The organism is Tardiphaga sp. (genome assembly GCF_028290785.1).
Classification (GTDB): domain Bacteria; phylum Pseudomonadota; class Alphaproteobacteria; order Rhizobiales; family Xanthobacteraceae; genus Tardiphaga.
In genome coordinates, this window is sequence record NZ_JAQGJD010000120.1 from 20,103 (window position 1) to 37,099 (window position 16,997).

Below are 16,997 nucleotides of genomic sequence, written 5' to 3' on the forward strand. Positions count from 1 at the left end.
TTAAATCCAGACTTTCATTACAAAAACTGCCTTTTTCTCGGCCCATCCAGTGGCTATATCAGCATTGGAACCTACACCCCGGTGACACGTTCATGGAACTCGGTCACATTTCGGCCTAGCTTGCATTGCTCGTTGACTGTGCTCTTAAGGCCACCTTACGGCGGAACGACGAAATCGTTCGCGTCCGCCCCTCCCGCTTCGGAAAGCAGGCTCATGCCCACAATCGCTTTGGTCGACGACGACCGCAACATTCTCACATCCGTATCGATCGCGCTGGAGGCCGAGGGCTACCGCATCATGACCTATACGGATGGCGCGTCGGCGCTTGACGGCTTCCGAACCAGCCCGCCCGACCTGGCGATCCTCGACATCAAGATGCCCCGCATGGACGGCATGGAGACGCTGCGTCGCCTGCGCCAGAAGTCCGACCTGCCGGTGATCTTCCTGACCTCCAAGGACGAGGAAATCGACGAATTGTTCGGTCTCAAGATGGGCGCCGACGATTTCATCCGCAAACCATTCTCGCAGCGCCTGCTGGTGGAGCGGGTCAAAGCCGTGCTGCGCCGCGCCGCGCCGAAGGACCCGACTGCCACGCCGAAGGAAACCGACGCCAAGGCGCTCGACCGCGGGTTGTTGCGGATGGATCCGGAGCGCCACACCTGCACCTGGAAGAACGAGGCCGTTACCCTGACGGTCACCGAATTCCTGATCCTGCAGGCGCTGGCCACCCGGCCCGGCGTCGTAAAGAGCCGCAACGCCCTGATGGACGCCGCCTATGACGACCAGGTCTATGTGGACGACCGCACCATCGACAGCCACATCAAACGGCTGCGCAAGAAGTTCAAGGTCGTCGATGACGACTTCGAAATGATCGAGACGCTGTACGGCGTCGGCTACCGATTCAAGGAAACCTGATCGGAGCGGGTCGGGGCGGCGGTTGGGGCCTGACGGCCCCGCCGGCATGGCGTAGACTGCGGCGCAAGGCGCGCAGCGCGAGACGTATCGCAAACAACCGGACAGTTTTGGCATTGCTGGATCGAACGCAGCCTGATGGAAACCCGGATGTCGATGGCACGTCGCCGTTGGCAACCGAGACCGACGTCGATACCGAGACTCGCGGATGGCAGCGGCCGCTGAACTGGCTGCGCAGTCTGCGACGTTTTTTCGTTGCGCTGACGTTCTCCAGCCTGACTCGCCGCATCGTCTCCCTCAACCTCGCCGGCCTGATCGCGCTGGTGGCGAGCATTCTCTATCTGTCGCAGTTCCGCGCCGGATTGATCGACGCCCGCGCCCAGAGCCTGCTGGTGCAGGGCGAAATCATCGCCGGCGCCATCGCCGCCTCCGCCACCGTCGAAACCAACACCATCACCATCGATCCCGACCGGCTGCTCGACCTCAAGCCCGGCGAAACCTATGGCGCGCCGGACGAACTGTCCGGGCTGGATTTCCCGATCAATCCGGAGCGGGTCGCACCGGTGCTGCGGCGGCTGATCTCGCCGACCAAGACGCGCGCCCGAATTTACGACCGTGATGGCGTGCTGATCCTCGACAGCCGCAGCCTGTATGGCCGCGGCGATGTGTTGCGCTTCGAACTGCCGCCGCCGTCCAGCGAAAAGCCGGGCTTCGCCGAGCGCGCCATGATCGCGGTGCGCACCTGGCTGAACCGCGGCGACCTGCCGCTATACCGCGAGCTCGGTCCGGAGAACGGCAACGGCTACCAGGAAGTCGCCCAGTCACTCGATGGCGTGAAGAGCAGCATGGTGCGCATCAACGACCGCGGCGAGGTGATCGTCTCGGTCGCGGTGCCGGTGCAGCGGTTTCGCGCGGTGCACGGCTCGCTGATGCTGTCGACGCAAGGCGATGACATCGATCAGATGGTCACCGCCGAACGGCTCGCGATCCTGAAAGTGTTCGCGGTCGCCGCGGTGGTGATGATCGCGCTATCCCTGCTGTTCGCCTCAACCATCGCCGGTCCTGTCAGGCGTTTGGCGGACAGCGCCGAGCGGGTTCGTCGCCGCATTCGCACCCGCGTCGAAATTCCCGATTTCACCAACCGACGCGACGAGATTGGTCATCTGTCCGGCGCGCTGCGGGACATGACCGATGCCCTGTACAACCGCATCGAGGCGATCGAGATGTTCGCCGCCGACGTCTCCCATGAATTGAAGAACCCGCTGACCTCGCTGCGCTCGGCGGTCGAAACCCTGCCGCTTGCCAGGAATGAAAACAGCCGCGCCCGCCTGCTGGCGGTGATCGAGCACGACGTGAAACGCCTCGACCGGCTGATCTCCGACATTTCCGACGCCAGCCGGCTCGACGCCGAGCTGCAGCGCAACGACGTAGCGCCGGTCGATATGCGCCGGCTGCTGACCACGCTGACCTCGGTGGCCAACGAGACCAAGCTCGGCCATGACGTCGGCGTCGAAATCCGCTTCGAGGGACCGGCGGTCGATACCTTCTCGGTGCCCGGGCATGATTCCCGGCTTGGCCAGGTGATTTCCAACCTGCTGGTCAATGCGCAGTCGTTCTCGACGCCTGGTGGCAAGGTGCGGATCGTCTGCCGCCGGCTGAAATCCAGCATCGAAATCCTGGTCGATGACGATGGCCCGGGCATCGAGCCCGACGCGCTGGAGCGGATTTTCGAGCGCTTTTACACCGACCGGCCGCACCAGGGCTTTGGCCAGAACTCCGGCCTGGGGCTGTCGATCTCGAAGCAGATCGTCGAGGCGCACAGCGGCAAGATCTGGGCGGAGAACCGCATCGGCCCGATTGATGCCGAGGGTGAGATCCCGGTCCACGGCGCCCGTTTCGTGGTCCGGCTGCCCGCCACATGACCGCCGCGGCAAGCCTCAGCATCCATGCCTCGGCCGTGCTGGTCGGCGACCGCGCCGTACTGATCCGTGGCCCGTCGGGCGCCGGCAAGTCCCGGCTAGTGTTCGAATTGATCCTGGCCGGCCAGGCCGGTCAGATCCCGGAGGCGATGCTGGTGGGCGACGACCGGCTGTTCGCGGAGGCAAAGAGCAGACGGCTCTGGGTCCGCCCGGTGCCGGAACTGGCCGGGCTGATCGAGATTCGCGGTCTCGGCATCCGGCGGCTCGACTTTGCCGCAGAGGCCATGGTTGGGCTGGTGATCGACCTTGAGGCTGCCGACGCCGCCCGGCTGCCGGCGCCTGAGGCGCTCCGAACGACCGTGCACGGCGTCGAATTGCCCCGGATTCCGGTCGGGGCCGGCTTTTCGGCCTTGTTGATGGTCGTTGCGGCCCTGACCACCATCGAAAGTTCAACGTCGCTCGACCCGATGGACGATTGTTCGAAGGGAATTGGTAACCATATTAGTCCCACTATCGCCACCGAATAGACCCGCGCCGGCTCCCCCATTAGATCGCATTTTAAGGGAGAAACGCGAAGAGTCCCCTTGCATGAGGGCTCTGGATGGTCAAAGTGGCCCTTTCGTGCGGTGCACCAAAAGCACCCACGAGGAGTTTCCGATGATTGGTCTAGTACTTGTGACCCATGGGCGCCTTGCCGACGAGTTTAAGGCGGCGCTTGAACACGTAATGGGTCCACAAAAGCAAATTGAAGCCGTCACGATTGGCGCTGAAGATGACTCCGATTTATGTCGCAGTGACATAATCGAAGCGGTCGCGCGCGTTGACAGCGGCGCCGGCGTCGCGATCCTCACCGACATGTTCGGCGGCACGCCGTCGAACCTGGCGATCTCCTGCATGAGCCGACCGAAGGTCGAAGTGCTCGCCGGCATCAACCTGCCGATGCTGGTGAAGCTTGCCAAGGTGCGCGCCGACATGCCGCTGCCCGAGGCGATCGCCGCCGCCCAGGAAGCCGGCCGCAAATACGTCACCATCGCCAGCCGCGTCCTCGCCGGCAAATGAGCGACGGGACCGACGAAGCCAACCCGAACGATGGTGCGACAGCGCCCGAGATGATCGGCACGGGCTCGAGTCCCGTTTCCCGCGAATTGCCCATCATCAACAAGCGCGGCCTGCATGCGCGGGCGTCCGCCAAGTTCGTGCAGATGGTCGAGCGCTTCAATGCCGAGGTCACCGTCACCCGCAACGGCGAAAGCGTCGGCGGCACTTCCATCATGGGCCTGATGATGCTGTCCGCCGGGCCCGGCACGACCATCATGGTCTCCGCCATCGGCCCCGATGCCCAGGCGGCCATCGACGCGCTGGCCGAGCTGGTCGGGAACAAGTTCGGCGAAGAGTAGCCTCGTCTCCTATTTCCCCGGCGGCACGATCACCACGTTCCATGCCGTCGGCGCCCCCGCCATGCCCTTGAAGAACCGCCGCGTGGTGATCACCATCCGCTCGCCCTGTGCAGCGTTGTCCTTCATCCAGGCGTCGCAGGTGGCCTGTTTCCAGTCGCCGACTTCGCAGACGCCGATGAAGCCTTCGCGCTGCGCCCCGTCCAGCGAGGTCAGGCCGGACGGCCACGGCTCGTTGGGCGTCAGCGGCATCGGATGGTCCGGGCTGTAGAAGGTCATCGGCTCGCCGACATCGGTATAGCCGGCCACCACCTTCCAGGGCGAATGGAAGCGCTGGTGCCAGAGGTCGGTCAACGCGCGGGCCAGTTGCGAATGCGAGCCGTGGGTGAAGCTGCCGCTGGCGTTGCGCGGCAGGGTGGCGACGGCGATCTGCGGCGACAGGGCCAGCGTCGCCAGGGTCAGCACCAGCCAGGTGGCGGTGAGCCGCATCAAGGCCGCGCGCGGTACCTGCAGCGACGGGATTGCCATCACCGCCAGCGGCACCAGGAAGAACAGCGAGATGCCCCAGTCGGTCTTGATATAGATCCCGAACGCAAATGCACCGAGCGGCGGCCCGACGGCGACGATGGCTTGGATCAGCCAGATGTTCAGCGCCTGGTCGCGCCGCACGCCGGGATTGTCCCGCATCGACCACGGCCGCGCGAAGAACGTCCTGACGTCGCGGAACGGCAGGCTCCACCAGCGCGGGCTCCACGCCAGCGCCAACGCGGCCAGCACCACCGGCAGCGCCAGCAGGGCCAGGTTATGGCCGATGTAGCCCAGCGCGAGCTGCAGGCTCTGCGCATGGGTCGAGATCGCATAGGAATCGCCGGCATAGAGAAACGGCGCGAAGTTGACCTCGCGCAGCCAGATGAAGTGCGGGATCATCGCCGCCACCATGGTCACGATCGCGGCCCACGGCGCCGGCGAACGCAGGAACAGCACCCGCGCCGGATGGATCAGCGCCGCCAGCCCGACGGCGCCGATCATCGTCACCACCCAGTATTTGGTCATCAGCGCCAGCGCGCCAGCGAGGCCCAGCCATACGCCGGACCGCAGCGTGCGTTTGTCGAAGGCGTCGAGATAGGCCAGTACCACCAGCGGCAGCGTTACCAGTTGCAGCAGGTCGGGATTGTATTTGAAGCCCTTGAAATTGAAGATCGGATAGAGCGCCAGCATCACCACCACGAAGAAGGCACGGCGGCGATCCACCACCCGCAACGCGATGTGCCAGCAGATCACCATGCCGGCGCCGACCGTGGCCATGGCGAGGGCGTAGGTCGACCAGTCGGTCGGCGGAAACAGGCTGAACCAGGCGCCGGCGACCCAGCCCGACAGCGGCGGGTGCTTGCCATAGCCGAGCTGCAGCTTCTGCCCCCAGGCGAACGCCTCGGCGACGTCGAAGTGAACGTCCTGCGCCGCCTTGAGCTGGGTCAGGATCGCCGTCCACAGCACCACGTGGGCGAGCACAAAGCCGGAAACCAGCAGCGTGCCGAGGCGCGCATCCTGCGCCCAGGCGATCAGGCGCCCGGCGCCGCGGCGGCCGAGCGAGCGGAGGCGCGGACGCGCGGCGGGTCGTGAAACGGCTTTGATCATGGGCCCTGCCTAGCGCGTTTCGGGCCGCAGTGGAATCAGGATGCCGTGAGGCGAATCGCCTCCAGATCCCGGCCAAAACCCGCAATAAGGTTGCCGCATCACGGCGCGAATGCTATCCCGCGCCCATGACAACCGTCCCGATTTCGAACATCCGCAACTTCTCCATCGTCGCCCACATCGATCATGGCAAGTCGACCCTCGCCGACCGTCTGATCCAGACGACCGGTGGCCTGCAGGCGCGCGAGATGAAGGAGCAGGTGCTCGATTCGATGGACATCGAACGCGAGCGCGGCATTACCATCAAGGCGCAGACGGTGCGGCTGAACTACCTCGCCAAGGACGGCAAGGAGTACATCTTCAACTTGATGGACACGCCCGGCCACGTCGACTTCGCGTATGAGGTCTCGCGTTCGCTGGCTGCCTGCGAAGGCTCGCTGCTGGTGGTCGATGCCTCCCAGGGCGTGGAAGCGCAGACCCTCGCCAACGTCTATCACGCGCTCGATGCCGGCCACGAGATCGTGCCGGTGCTCAACAAGATCGATCTGCCCGCCGCCGAACCCGACCAGGTCAAACAGCAGATCGAGGACGTCATCGGCATCGACGCTTCCGACGCAGTGATGATCTCGGCGAAAACGGGAATCGGCATCGATATGGTGCTGGAAGCGGTGGTGCACCGGCTGCCGCCGCCGAAGGGCGACCGCGACGCCTCGCTGAAGGCGCTGCTGGTGGACTCCTGGTACGACGTCTATCTCGGCGTTGTGGTGCTGGTTCGCGTCGTCGATGGCGTGATGAAGAAGGGCCAGCGCATCCGCATGATGGGCACCAACGCCGCCTATGACCTGGAGCGCGTCGGCTACTTCACGCCGAAGATGACCGTGGTTGAAGAACTTGGCCCTGGCGAGATCGGCTTCATCACCGCCGGCATCAAGGAAGTCGCGGACACCCGCGTCGGCGATACCATCACCGACGACCGCCATCCGATCACCGAGATGCTGCCGGGCTTCAAGCCCGCCGTCCCGGTGGTGTTCTGCGGCCTGTTCCCGGTCGATGCTGACGACTTCGAAACGCTGCGCGCCGCGATGGGCAAGCTCCGGCTCAACGACGCCAGCTTCTCGTTCGAAATGGAAACCTCCGCCGCGCTCGGCTTTGGCTTCCGCTGCGGATTTTTGGGCCTGCTGCATCTGGAGATCATCCAGGAACGCCTATCGCGCGAGTTCGATCTCAACCTGATCGCGACCGCGCCCTCTGTGATCTACAAGATGCACTTGACGGACGGCAGCGAGATCGAGATTCACAATCCGATCGACATGCCCGACGTGGTGAAGATCGCCGAGATCGAGGAGCCGTGGATCGAGGCGACGATCCTGACCCCCGACGAATATCTCGGCTCTGTGCTGAAGCTGTGCCAGGACCGCCGCGGCACGCAGAAGGAGCTGACCTATATCGGCACCCGCGCCATGGTGAAGTACAACCTGCCGCTCAACGAGGTGGTGTTCGACTTCTACGACCGGCTGAAGTCGATCTCCAAGGGCTACGCCTCGTTCGACTATCACGTCACCGACTACAAGGCGGCGGATCTGGTGAAGATGCAGATCCTGGTCAACACCGAGCCGGTCGATGCGCTCTCGATGCTGGTGCATCGCAATCGCGCCGAAGGCCGCGGCCGCGCCATGGTCGAGAAGATGAAGGACCTGATCCCGCCGCACATGTTTGTGATCCCGATCCAGGCCGCGATCGGCGGCAAGGTGATCGCCCGCGAAACCGTCCGCGCGATGCGCAAGGACGTGACGGCCAAGTGCTACGGCGGCGACATCAGCCGCAAGCGCAAACTTCTGGAGAAGCAGAAGGAAGGCAAGAAGAAGATGCGGCAGTTCGGCAAGGTCGAAATTCCGCAGGAAGCGTTTATTGCGGCGCTGAAGGTGGATAGCTGAGTTAGCTCAACGGCCAGATATGCCGCGCAAATGCTTTAAAAGCGCTGACACTCATACTGCCGCGCTCGTTACGTGCTTTAGAACCAGGCTTTTCTAGGTGATCGACGACTTGTTTGTATGAAGACTCCCACATTTCGGTCGGCTCAAGAGTAGCGTTGTCAAGCAGAACTAAAATTACTTTATCGCAAGCAGCATCAATTTTGATTCTTCCAATTCGCTGACTGCGTTTCAACGTCTTATCAAAGGCTCGCCCTTTGATCTGTATCCGCTCATTACCGTTCTTTGTCTTACGAATGGCATCATGGCCTGCCATGCGCGGCGGAACGAGCGTCAAATTCAACTTTTCGGCCACTGCATATTCCGCGATTTCGCCGGTTACGCCTAACGGCTTCCCTGTTAGTTGATAATACTCTGCGGCAAGAGGCTTTATCGCAGCCAAAATCTCTTTGATACGTTCTATATCTTTCGTCATTTTGGCTCCTACTACCTCCCTGCCCAAAACGAGATGATCTGATATACCGCTTTTATACTCAACCAAAGCGCGAGCCTGCCGTCATGACCGAGATGACATACGATCCCGACGCCGATGCGGTCTATTTCCGTATCGGCCAAGGCAACTACAATCACACCGAAGAAGCTGGCCCGTTCATCTACGATGTGGACGCATCCGGCCACATCCTCGGTATCGAAATCCTCTGCGCCAGCAATGTTCTCGCGCTCGGAGACTGGAAAAAAACGCACCTCGTCCTGCGCAGTCGCTCCCGACGCCGCCAATTGACCCACCCGCCCTCTCGTTGCGCGAGCGCGTTGCGGCGCAAATGCGGGATCCGGCATTTGTTGAGGAATTGCGCCGCGAAGCCGCACTCATGGCGGTGCACCCTAAGAACGACGCGATCGACGACTGGCTGGAGACCATGGTCGATTACGACAGTTGGGGAGCGTGGGATGAGAATGGGTTTGCTGAGCCACCCGACGAAGGCGATTAGGCCGTAGGGCGCAATAGCGAAGCGTATTGCGCCGCTCCTCCGCGCGGTAGCGGATTACGCTTCGCTAATCCGCCTACGGCTAAATTCATTCTTGACTTTAATCCTCGAATAACTATCGTCCGCTCCAGCCCGTCCGCTCGCTCCGTGCTCATGACACGGCGCCCGGCGAACCGGCCGCAGCGCCGCCTCCGGGCGATGCTGGTGGAGCGCCGGGAGGCGCAGCGTTCGCGCGGCGGGCTTCGCAACCCCGCCGATGCCGTAACGCGCGCGTCTCCTTCGCGGGGTTCGCACCCCCGCGGTGCTGACGTGCAAGCGGGCCCTCGCAAGGCCTGCTTCAAGGGGTCTCGCAAACCCCTGGCGCCTCCCGGCGCTCCATTTTGGCGATGGAAATCGGGACAGGGTTGTCCGCGCCCTCATCGAAGCGGAGGACCGCGCACGTGCGTGTCGCTCCGCGCTGCCGGCGCAACAGCAAACCGAAACGACTTTGACGAATGCCGGCGCGACTAGTAGTTCGTCCACATCGGATGAATCTGGGCGCCTCGCCTCTGGCCTTCGCGAAGCGTGGCCTCGAGGCGCGGCCATATCAGTTCGATCACCTCCTGGAAAATATCCGCCAGCTGGATCGCGGACTTGCTTTCCTGCTCGGGAAGCCCCTGGCGCAGCCAATGCCGCATGGCTTCTCTTCTCATCATGGCTGGTGGATGACTCGCCGTTCCATGTTCCCGTATCTCCCGGCCCTGAAAAACCGCCAGTGCTCGCTCGATCAATTCCAGCCCGAGGAAGAACGCCTCGACGCCGGCATAGGTCAGGCTGGGGCTCAAGCGGTCTTCCATGAGAATATTCAAGGTGGTGACCAAACCCACATAGTCCGCCTCGAATTCCTCTTTCCAGCTTGAGGGGATTTCATTGCCTTCCGACGTCGCGGTCGCAGGCGACGCTTCCAGGTGGCCGCTGACCGCGTGGCCGTATTCGTGCGCCAACACAAAATACTCCATCGCGTCACGCCAGATCGAGATCAGTGCGACGTATTCCTTTTTCGGCAAATACGGTCTTGCGGCGTGCGGATCGCCGGCGACGATGTAGGCCATGACGAGGTCGACAAGGCGGGTTGCGATATCGTCATCGGCCTGGATATTTTGTTTAACCTTGTCCATCTTGGTCGAGATCGAAAAGCTGCCGTCGCTCTTCTTTTCGCCTTGCGGGAATGCCTGGGCCACGCCCTTGGCCAACAGGTTTGCAAAGCCGAACAGTCCGCTCTCCAGAAGGATGACGTAGTACTCGGGATTCTTGGTCCCGATCGCTACACCGTTGATGCGGCCGGTGTGCAGCGTCCCGAAAAGAATCTTTTTGCGCTTTTTATCCGGTGCCTGCTTATCGAGGGCTTTTTCAATCCGTTCCGAAAACTGCGACACCAGCATGAACCAGGTCGGGTTTTCGTATCTGCTGAACATTCTCTTTTTGACGTCGAGCAGATTGCTTTGATATTCGGCCTCGAAATTGTCGGGAAGCCCGATACCGGCCGTCATCTTTTTAAAGAATTCTTTCGAGAACTCGCTATCCGGCTCTTTGACACCGGGCGTGTAACGCTGCTGCAGCGTTTCAATCACCTGAATGGCGTCAGCACGCGCAGCGTCGATGACAGGCATCTGCTTCTCCCTCAATGCGAGATATGCGGCCCTTAAGATCATCCTTAGGTTGATATTGATAAGGCCGGCCGCCTGGACAGACAAGGCTGCGTAAACCATTGATTTCCGGATGGATTGCTCGTGGAGGAGGACCGGCGCCGTCGTAGAACAAATTAAGAACATTTTAGCAAGTCTTTGATATATCGTTACGATTCGGCGGGTGCGCCGCCCATACCTAGGGTCTGTCCCAATCTGCGAGGACTACATGTCCACCATTGCCTTCGATCAGTTTGCGCTCACCCGGATCGCAGACTTCGCCCGTTCGCTGTCGCGGCTGCATCAGGTGGCACGGCGCCATCACATCGATGACGACCAGATCGACCGCGAATTTAACGCGGTTTGCCTCTCGGTGTGGGGCTACACCACCGATGATTTCAGCGACGAGTTGTTCTCGCTCGAAGACCACGCCTGGCTGGATTCGCTGGACGAGGCCCATGCCCGGATCTTCGCCGCCGAGCAGGGCTACGACCTGATCGACGACGAGGGCATGCTGACCGACTGGTGGGGATATTGCTGGATGATTTTGGCGGAGAAGCGCGGCTTGCTGACGCCGGAAAATCGCGCCGCCGCGCGCGCCGCGATCGAGGACAAGTACATGTCCGCGCCGAATGTGATCGGCGTCATCGTCGGGCGATGATGGTTTAAGCGCAGTTCATGTCAGGGACACGCGAGGTGAGCGTGCGTGCCGTCAGTCAATCTCGGCGCGCTTGCCGCTGGCCACTGGCTTGGCCGCGGTAGGCGCGCGCTTTGGCACCACCGTAACGGCGGCGGCGGGCACCGCGCTTTCCGGCATCGGGGCTTCGTCGGTGATCATCTCGGCGGACACCGGCGCCACCTTCATCTCGCCGAGTCGGGCACGGACGTCCGAGGTCAGGCCCGGATAGGACGAGACGGGGGTGAATTCGGCGGTCTGCCCGTTGCCGGTGCGGACGCCGGAGAACGCGACCAGGCCGTTGGTGGTGGCGATCACGTCGCCGGGACGCAGGGACGAGTCGAGCGTCAGGTCGACCGGCGCGAGGCCGGCAGGATCGCGGCCGTTGCAGGTGCAGTCAGGCTTCAATGCCTTGCGATAGGCGAAGGCATTTTCGGAATCCGCGTAGCGCTCGCCGTTCGCCGACGAGGCGCCGTCGATGTTGCTGCCGAAGAACACTTTTGTCGTGCTGGCCGGGCAGAACGCCTGGCACATCTGCGCCGGGCTGGCGCTGCGGCCCAGCGGAAAATACTTGCCATCGCAACTGCGCACGCAGAACGATGGACCGGAGCCGCCGCCGCCGGCGCTCTGCATCGGGCGCGGCGATGGCGGGGCCGGGGTATTGAGGCCGAACGGATCGGCGAAAAAGCTGGTTTCCGGCGGCGCGCCCTTGCGCGGCTGTTGCTTCTGGGGCGGGCCGCCGCCGAACAGGAAATCGAAGAAGCCTTCTGCCGATGCCAGACGCGGGCTCAGCGCCACGGGGGCCGCCAAAGCGAGGGCGATCAATAGCGCCAAAGGGCGGCCGATCCGCGAAAAATTCCGATGTTGACGCAACGCTTGCTCCGCAACGGCACAGGCCGGGCGGATGTCGCCCGGCACGGTTCCACATTACGGCGGTATGGTAAACGAGGTGTGAGCGCCAGCCGGATCTAGCCGAAAAATACCCACGTCATCAGCAGGAAGACCGGGATCAGGACGGCGCCCGACCACAGCATATAGCCGAAGAAGCTCGGCATCTTCACGCCGGCGTCGCGGGCAATGGCGTAGACCATGAAATTCGGCGCGTTGCCGATATAGGTGTTGGCGCCCATGAACACCGCGCCGGCGGAGATCGCTGCCAGCGTCGCCGCGCCGGACGTCATCAGCGTCTTGGCATCGCCGCCAGCCAGCTCGAAAAACACCAGATAGGTCGGCGCATTGTCGAGGAACGACGACAGCCCGCCGGTCAGCCAGAAATAGGCCGGGATGTTCGGCGCACCGTTGGCATGGCTGACCAGCGCGATCAGCGGCGCGAAGGCCCCATTCGCGCCGGCTTGCAGCATCGCCATCACCGGCACGATGCAGACGAAAATCCCGGCGAACAGGATCGCGACTTCCTGGATCGGGCCCCAGGCGAACGCGTTGGCGGCGCGATGCCCGGCATTGGTCAGCTTCATCGAGGCGACGGTGACCGCGACGAAGATCAGGTCACGCAGCAGGTCCTGCAGCTGCAGGGTGGTGCCGAACAGGGTGAAGGAGACGCCCGGCTTCCAGCTCGCGCTCATCAGGATCGCGGCGATGATCACCGCGAGCAGCACGAGGTTGACCTTGCCATGCAGCTGTAGCGGCGAATCCGGCGTCGGATCGGCTTTCTTCGGAAAGTTGCCCTCGCGGTGATGCAGATAGACGTCGAGTGCCATGAACACCGCCAGCACCAGCCCGGCGGCGAACAACGTTTCCGGCAACAGATGCCTGGTGGTCCAGAAGAAATCTACGCCCTTGAGGAAACCGAGGAACAGCGGCGGGTCGCCGAGCGGGGTCAGCGATCCCCCGATGTTGGAGACCAGGAAGATGAAGAACACCACGACATGGGCGTTGAAGCGGCGGTCGTCATTGGCGCGGATCAGCGGCCGGATCAGGATCATCGACGCGCCGGTGGTGCCGACCACGCTGGCGATCAGCGCGCCAACGCCAAGCAAGGCGGTATTGGTGAAGGCACTGTCATGCAGGTTGCCTTCCACATAGATGCCGCCGGCCACGGTAAACAGCGCCAGCAGCAGCAGGATGAAGGGTAGGTACTCCAGCAGCACCGTGTGGGAGAGCGTGGAAGCCACCGTGTGCAAATCGACGACGAGCAACAGCGGGATCACCACGAGGGCCGCGAAGACCGTGGCAAACTTGCCATAGTGGTGCTCCCACAGATGAGGGTACAGCACCGGCCCGGTGGCGATCGAGAGCAGGATGCCGGCAAAAGGCAGCGCCCAGATCCAGCTCAGCGCCGCGCCATCGAGATGCGCGGCCTCGATCATATCTTGAGGAATTCCGCAGCCTTGTAGAGCGAGCGGAACGGCACGCCGGCCTTGGCGAAATTCTCGGCGGCGCCTTCCTCGCGATCCACCATCGTATAGACCAGCACCACCTCGCCGCCGGCCTCGCGTACCGCGTCCAGCGCCTTGATGGCGGAGCCGCCGGTGGTGGTGACGTCCTCGACGATGACGATGCGCTTGCCCTGCAGCGTCTCGCCCCTGGCGAGGCCTTCGACGCCGAGGCGGGCGCCGTGCTCCTTCGGCTTCTTGCGGACGAAGAACGCGGCGATCGGGTGATTCTTCAGCCACGACAGCTGCGCAATGGCGCCGGCCAGCGGCACCGCGCCCATTTCCAGCCCGCCGACGTAATCCAGTCGATCCTCGCGCAGCGCGTCGAAGGTCAGCTCGGCCAGCAGGGCGGCGCCTTCGGGGTCGCACATCGTCGGCTTCAGGTTGAAGTAGAAGTTGCTCTTGCGGCCCGAGGCCAGCGTGATCTCGCCATAGCCGAACGAGCGGTCGTGGATGATGTCGAACAGGCGGGCGCGGGCGGCTAATTTGGACAAGGCGGTCTCTTTCGCTGGGATGTCAGGCAACCTACCGGTCGCGGCCTGGACATTCCAGAGCCGGGAGGCGCCCGTCAACACTCAACCGGCCTTACGGCAGGCCGATTCCGCTCAATCCGGCCAGCGCGCCGGCCGCCAGCAGCCATAGCGGGTGAATCTTGGTGGTGAACGCCGTGAGTGCCACCAGCGCGGTGATGACGGCCAGGCTCCATTCATGGTCGGAGGCGTGGCTGATCAGCGCGGCCGAGGCCGCGACCAGCCCGACGGTCATCGGAACCAGCCCCTGCTGCACGATGCGGCGCCAAGGGTGATCCTTGAAGCGCTTCCAGACCTGCAGCACCACGCCGGTGAGGATCGAGGACGGCCCGAACTTGGCCAGCGAGGCGACGAGAACGCCGGACCAGCCCGCGACGCGCCAGCCGATCAGCGTCACCACCATCATGTTAGGCCCAGGGGCGGCCTGCGCCAGCGCGTACATGGCGCTGAAGTCCCGCGCCGACATCCAGTGATGCACGTCCACCACCTGGCGCTGCATTTCCGGCAGAATGGTGTTGCCGCCGCCGAAGGCAAGCAGCGACAGTTCGGCGAAGATCGCGGCCAGCGCCAGCAGCACCGCGGTCATTTCTGGAATTTCCAGGTGGCCAGCATGCTGAGCGAGGCCAGTACCACCATGGTCGGCAGCAGCGGCAGCCGCAGGATCGCGATTGCCACGAAGCACGATACGGCGATGACGATGCCGACCGGTCTGCGCAGCGGCAGCGCAATCTTGATGGCCATCGCCACCAGCAGGCCGGCCGCCGCGGCGGCGAGGCCGGCGAACAAGTGCTCGACCCGCGGATCGTCCTTGAGTCTCTCGTAGATCACGCCGAGCAGGATGACGATGGCGGAAGGTGCGGCGAGCAGCCCGACCAGCGCCGCTACCGCGCCGGCAACGCCACGAAAATGCAGTCCGATCGCCACCGACAGGTTGATGATGTTGCCGCCCGGCAGGAACTGGCACAGGCCGAGCAGGTCGATGAATTCGGCGGGTGTCAACCAGCGCCGCTTCTCTACCACCATCCGCCGGGCCATCGGCAGTACGCCGCCGAAGCCAATCAGGCCGAGGTGGAGAAAGCCGGTGAACAACTCACCGATCGTCGGCGGCTCGGGGATCGTGACGTCGGTCGGGGGGGCGGTGGCGGCGTCCATGGAATTCTCCGCTGTCCGACGACGGATGGGCCGTTGGATGGGATCGACCTACGCTCCGTCGGGGTGTATGTCTAATATATGCTTCAGGCATATTCCATATCAAAAAAGTATGAGTATGATCGCCCTGCGCCACCTTCGCTATTTCATCGCCGTGGCTGAAGAGGGCCATGTGACCCGCGCCGCGCTGCGGCTCGGCATTCAGCAGCCTCCGCTTAGCCAGCAGATACGGGCGATGGAGGCGGAGATCGGCGTGGCTCTGCTGAATCGGCTGCCGCGCGGGGTCGAATTGACCGAAGCCGGCCGCGTCTTTCTCGCCGAAGCGCGTTTGGTGATCACGCAGGTCGAACATGCAGTGGAAGCGGCGCGGCGCACCGCACGTGGCGAGCAGGGCCGGCTCGCGGTCGGTTTCACCAGCTCCGCGGCGTTTCATCCGCTGATCCCAGCCGTGGTGCGGGCGTTCCGGCAGGCCTCGCCGCAGGTCGATTTGCTGCTCGAGGAGAGCAGCACCGGCGAACTGATCGCGGCCCTGCAAAAAGACCAGCTCGACGTCGCCTTTCTCCGTGTTCCCTTGGGAGACACCGCGGGAATCCGGATCGAACCTCTGCTCCAGGAGAAAATGCTGGTGGCGCTACCGGCGCATCATCCGCTGGCCAGCAAGCGCGCGCCGAAAAGCATCGCGCTGGCCAGGCTGGCGGACGAGACTTTTATTCTATATCGCCGCCCGACCGGGCCGGGCCTGTACGATACCATCATCGCCGCCTGCCGTGCCGCAGGGTTCAGCCCCCGGATCGGCCAGGAAGCGCCGCGCATGCTGTCAACGCTCAGTCTGGTAGCTGCCGGACTGGGCATCTCGATCATTCCGGAATCGATGCGCCGTCTCGACACCGAGGGCATCGCCTATATTCCGCTGGCCGGTGCCGACGGCATGGTTGCGCCGCTGCATCTGGCGTGGCGCGAGGAGCATCCATCCGGCGCGGCGATACGTTTGATCGCGCAGATTAGGCAAATGGTGCGCGAGCAGTAACGCGCTGCTAAAGACGGATTTTGCTTTCCGAAGTACGCCAGCGAAAGGCCCACATGACCATCGAACTGCACACCTGGAATACGCCGAACGGCCGCAAGATCTCGGTCGCGCTGGAAGAGATGGGGCTGCCCTACAAGCCGTTCCCGGTGCACATAGGCAAGGGCGAGCAGATGAAGCCGGAGTTTCTGGCGATCAGCCCGAACAACAAGATCCCGGCCATCGTCGATCCCGAAGGGCCCGACGGGGTGCCAGTCAGCGTCTTCGAGTCCGGCGCGATCCTGCTCTATCTCGGCGAGAAGACCGGCAAATTCCTACCCAAGCCGCTGCTCGAGCGAATCCCGGTCTACGAATGGTTGATGTGGCAGATGGGGGGCTTTGGCCCGATGCCCGGCCAGGTACATCATTTCATCGCGCTGGAAAACGAGGCCGACCGCGCTTACGGGCTGAAGCGCTATTCCGACGAGACGAGGCGGCTGTACGGCGTGCTGGACCGTCGTCTCGCGACCCACGAATTCGTCGCGGGCGAGTTGTCGATAGCGGATTTTGCGATTCTTGGCTGGGCCTGGCGGCATGAGCGCCACAAGGTGGCGCTGGATGACTTCCCGCATGTCGCGCGCTGGTACGAAACGCTGATGGCGCGGCCCGGTGTGAAGCGCGGGTTTGAAGTGAAGCTGGATTGAGGTTGCTTTCTTCCCTCTCCCCTTGTGGGAGAGGGTGTCTCAATCGCACGAAGTGTGATTGAGACGGGTGAGGGGTGACCACAAACTTCGCGCTTGCGGTTACC

Annotated in this window: 18 protein-coding genes and 1 pseudogene; 11 read left to right on the forward strand and 8 right to left on the reverse strand. The window is 63.2% G+C overall.

Going from position 1 to position 16,997, the window contains the following annotated elements:
• Positions 1-213 precede the first annotated feature (213 nt).
• From JWR89_RS06775 to JWR89_RS06795, 5 genes are all read left to right on the forward strand, one after another.
• The gene (locus JWR89_RS06775; RefSeq protein ID WP_295845227.1) at positions 214-915 is read left to right on the forward strand and encodes a response regulator transcription factor; all 702 of its coding nucleotides are present in this window, start codon (positions 214-216) and stop codon (positions 913-915) included.
• A 113-nt stretch (positions 916-1,028) separates the two neighbouring features.
• Positions 1,029-2,834: a sensor histidine kinase gene (locus JWR89_RS06780; RefSeq protein ID WP_299713430.1), complete on the forward strand. Its 1,806-nt coding sequence runs from the start codon at positions 1,029-1,031 to the stop codon at positions 2,832-2,834.
• Positions 2,831-3,358, forward strand: a complete 528-nt coding sequence (locus JWR89_RS06785; RefSeq protein ID WP_299713433.1) for an HPr kinase/phosphatase C-terminal domain-containing protein — start codon at positions 2,831-2,833, stop codon at positions 3,356-3,358. The genes JWR89_RS06780 and JWR89_RS06785 overlap by 4 nt, the downstream gene beginning before the upstream one ends.
• 130 nt (positions 3,359-3,488) lie before the next feature.
• Positions 3,489-3,890 (forward strand): PTS sugar transporter subunit IIA, encoded by a 402-nt coding sequence (locus JWR89_RS06790; protein WP_299713548.1) that lies wholly within the window; start codon positions 3,489-3,491, stop codon positions 3,888-3,890.
• Positions 3,891-3,940: 50 nt separating this feature from the next.
• Positions 3,941-4,228, forward strand: coding sequence for an HPr family phosphocarrier protein (locus JWR89_RS06795; protein WP_299713550.1), 288 nt, complete (start codon positions 3,941-3,943; stop codon positions 4,226-4,228).
• Between the two features lie 9 nt (positions 4,229-4,237).
• On the opposite strand, the gene JWR89_RS06800 is transcribed toward JWR89_RS06795, so the two are convergent.
• Positions 4,238-5,860 (reverse strand): glycosyltransferase family 39 protein, encoded by a 1,623-nt coding sequence (locus JWR89_RS06800; protein ID WP_299713436.1) that lies wholly within the window; start codon positions 5,858-5,860, stop codon positions 4,238-4,240.
• 125 nt (positions 5,861-5,985) lie between these two features.
• On the opposite strand from JWR89_RS06800, the gene lepA reads away from it, so the two are divergent.
• Complete coding sequence (gene lepA / locus JWR89_RS06805; protein WP_299713439.1) at positions 5,986-7,791, forward strand: translation elongation factor 4; 1,806 nt, start codon at positions 5,986-5,988, stop codon at positions 7,789-7,791.
• Between the two features lies 1 nt (position 7,792).
• On the opposite strand, the gene JWR89_RS06810 is transcribed toward lepA, so the two are convergent.
• Positions 7,793-8,263 (reverse strand): hypothetical protein, encoded by a 471-nt coding sequence (locus tag JWR89_RS06810; protein WP_299713442.1) that lies wholly within the window; start codon positions 8,261-8,263, stop codon positions 7,793-7,795.
• Between the two features lie 92 nt (positions 8,264-8,355).
• On the opposite strand from JWR89_RS06810, the pseudogene JWR89_RS26290 reads away from it, so the two are divergent.
• Both JWR89_RS26290 and JWR89_RS06820 read left to right on the forward strand, forming a co-directional pair.
• Positions 8,356-8,436: pseudogene (locus JWR89_RS26290) on the forward strand (DUF2283 domain-containing protein); the annotation flags it as partial.
• 149 nt (positions 8,437-8,585) lie between these two features.
• Entirely contained in the window at positions 8,586-8,777 is a 192-nt protein-coding gene (locus JWR89_RS06820; RefSeq protein ID WP_299713447.1) for an antitoxin MazE-like protein, read from the forward strand.
• 503 nt (positions 8,778-9,280) lie between these two features.
• On the opposite strand, the gene JWR89_RS06825 is transcribed toward JWR89_RS06820, so the two are convergent.
• Entirely contained in the window at positions 9,281-10,423 is a 1,143-nt protein-coding gene (locus JWR89_RS06825) for a hypothetical protein (RefSeq protein ID WP_299713450.1), read from the reverse strand.
• Between the two features lie 244 nt (positions 10,424-10,667).
• Here JWR89_RS06825 and JWR89_RS06830 point away from each other — a divergent pair, with 244 nt between their 5' ends.
• Complete coding sequence (locus JWR89_RS06830; RefSeq protein WP_299713453.1) at positions 10,668-11,099, forward strand: hypothetical protein; 432 nt, start codon at positions 10,668-10,670, stop codon at positions 11,097-11,099.
• Between the two features lie 51 nt (positions 11,100-11,150).
• Here JWR89_RS06830 and JWR89_RS06835 read toward each other — a convergent pair whose 3' ends face one another.
• From JWR89_RS06835 to JWR89_RS06855, 5 genes are all read right to left on the reverse strand, one after another.
• Complete coding sequence (locus JWR89_RS06835) at positions 11,151-11,948, reverse strand: DUF2865 domain-containing protein (protein WP_299713456.1); 798 nt, start codon at positions 11,946-11,948, stop codon at positions 11,151-11,153.
• 134 nt (positions 11,949-12,082) lie between these two features.
• Positions 12,083-13,441, reverse strand: a complete 1,359-nt coding sequence (locus JWR89_RS06840; protein ID WP_299713459.1) for a sodium:proton antiporter — start codon at positions 13,439-13,441, stop codon at positions 12,083-12,085.
• Positions 13,438-14,001 (reverse strand): orotate phosphoribosyltransferase, encoded by a 564-nt coding sequence (gene pyrE, locus JWR89_RS06845; protein WP_299713461.1) that lies wholly within the window; start codon positions 13,999-14,001, stop codon positions 13,438-13,440. The genes JWR89_RS06840 and pyrE overlap by 4 nt, the downstream gene beginning before the upstream one ends.
• A gap of 91 nt (positions 14,002-14,092) precedes the next feature.
• Positions 14,093-14,623, reverse strand: a complete 531-nt coding sequence (locus tag JWR89_RS06850; protein ID WP_299713464.1) for a chromate transporter — start codon at positions 14,621-14,623, stop codon at positions 14,093-14,095.
• The gene (locus JWR89_RS06855) at positions 14,620-15,189 is read right to left on the reverse strand and encodes a chromate transporter (RefSeq protein ID WP_299713467.1); all 570 of its coding nucleotides are present in this window, start codon (positions 15,187-15,189) and stop codon (positions 14,620-14,622) included. The genes JWR89_RS06850 and JWR89_RS06855 overlap by 4 nt, the downstream gene beginning before the upstream one ends.
• A gap of 115 nt (positions 15,190-15,304) precedes the next feature.
• Here JWR89_RS06855 and JWR89_RS06860 point away from each other — a divergent pair, with 115 nt between their 5' ends.
• On the forward strand, positions 15,305-16,213 hold the full coding sequence (locus JWR89_RS06860) for a LysR family transcriptional regulator (RefSeq protein ID WP_299713470.1): 909 nt from the start codon (positions 15,305-15,307) through the stop codon (positions 16,211-16,213).
• A 53-nt stretch (positions 16,214-16,266) separates the two neighbouring features.
• Positions 16,267-16,893 carry a glutathione S-transferase family protein gene (locus tag JWR89_RS06865; protein ID WP_299713473.1) on the forward strand — a complete coding sequence of 209 codons (627 nt, stop codon included), beginning with the start codon at positions 16,267-16,269 and terminating at the stop codon, positions 16,891-16,893.
• Positions 16,894-16,997: the final 104 nt, after the last annotated feature.

Excerpts from the sequence above, each read along its gene's own strand:
- JWR89_RS06795 (WP_299713550.1), top strand. The coding sequence starts at position 3,941 with ATGATCGGCACGGGCTCGAGTCCCGTTTCCCGCGAATTGCCCATCATC.
- JWR89_RS06860 (WP_299713470.1), top strand. The coding sequence starts at position 15,305 with ATGATCGCCCTGCGCCACCTTCGCTATTTCATCGCCGTGGCTGAAGAG.
- JWR89_RS06810 (WP_299713442.1), bottom strand. The coding sequence starts at position 8,263 with ATGACGAAAGATATAGAACGTATCAAAGAGATTTTGGCTGCGATAAAG.
- JWR89_RS06775 (WP_295845227.1), top strand. The coding sequence starts at position 214 with ATGCCCACAATCGCTTTGGTCGACGACGACCGCAACATTCTCACATCC.
- JWR89_RS06785 (WP_299713433.1), top strand. The coding sequence starts at position 2,831 with ATGACCGCCGCGGCAAGCCTCAGCATCCATGCCTCGGCCGTGCTGGTC.
- JWR89_RS06830 (WP_299713453.1), top strand. The coding sequence starts at position 10,668 with ATGTCCACCATTGCCTTCGATCAGTTTGCGCTCACCCGGATCGCAGAC.
- JWR89_RS06800 (WP_299713436.1), bottom strand. The coding sequence starts at position 5,860 with ATGATCAAAGCCGTTTCACGACCCGCCGCGCGTCCGCGCCTCCGCTCG.
- lepA (WP_299713439.1), top strand. The coding sequence starts at position 5,986 with ATGACAACCGTCCCGATTTCGAACATCCGCAACTTCTCCATCGTCGCC.
- JWR89_RS06855 (WP_299713467.1), bottom strand. The coding sequence starts at position 15,189 with ATGGACGCCGCCACCGCCCCCCCGACCGACGTCACGATCCCCGAGCCG.
- JWR89_RS06865 (WP_299713473.1), top strand. The coding sequence starts at position 16,267 with ATGACCATCGAACTGCACACCTGGAATACGCCGAACGGCCGCAAGATC.
- JWR89_RS06840 (WP_299713459.1), bottom strand. The coding sequence starts at position 13,441 with ATGATCGAGGCCGCGCATCTCGATGGCGCGGCGCTGAGCTGGATCTGG.
- JWR89_RS06850 (WP_299713464.1), bottom strand. The coding sequence starts at position 14,623 with ATGACCGCGGTGCTGCTGGCGCTGGCCGCGATCTTCGCCGAACTGTCG.
- JWR89_RS06790 (WP_299713548.1), top strand. The coding sequence starts at position 3,489 with ATGATTGGTCTAGTACTTGTGACCCATGGGCGCCTTGCCGACGAGTTT.
- JWR89_RS06825 (WP_299713450.1), bottom strand. The coding sequence starts at position 10,423 with ATGCCTGTCATCGACGCTGCGCGTGCTGACGCCATTCAGGTGATTGAA.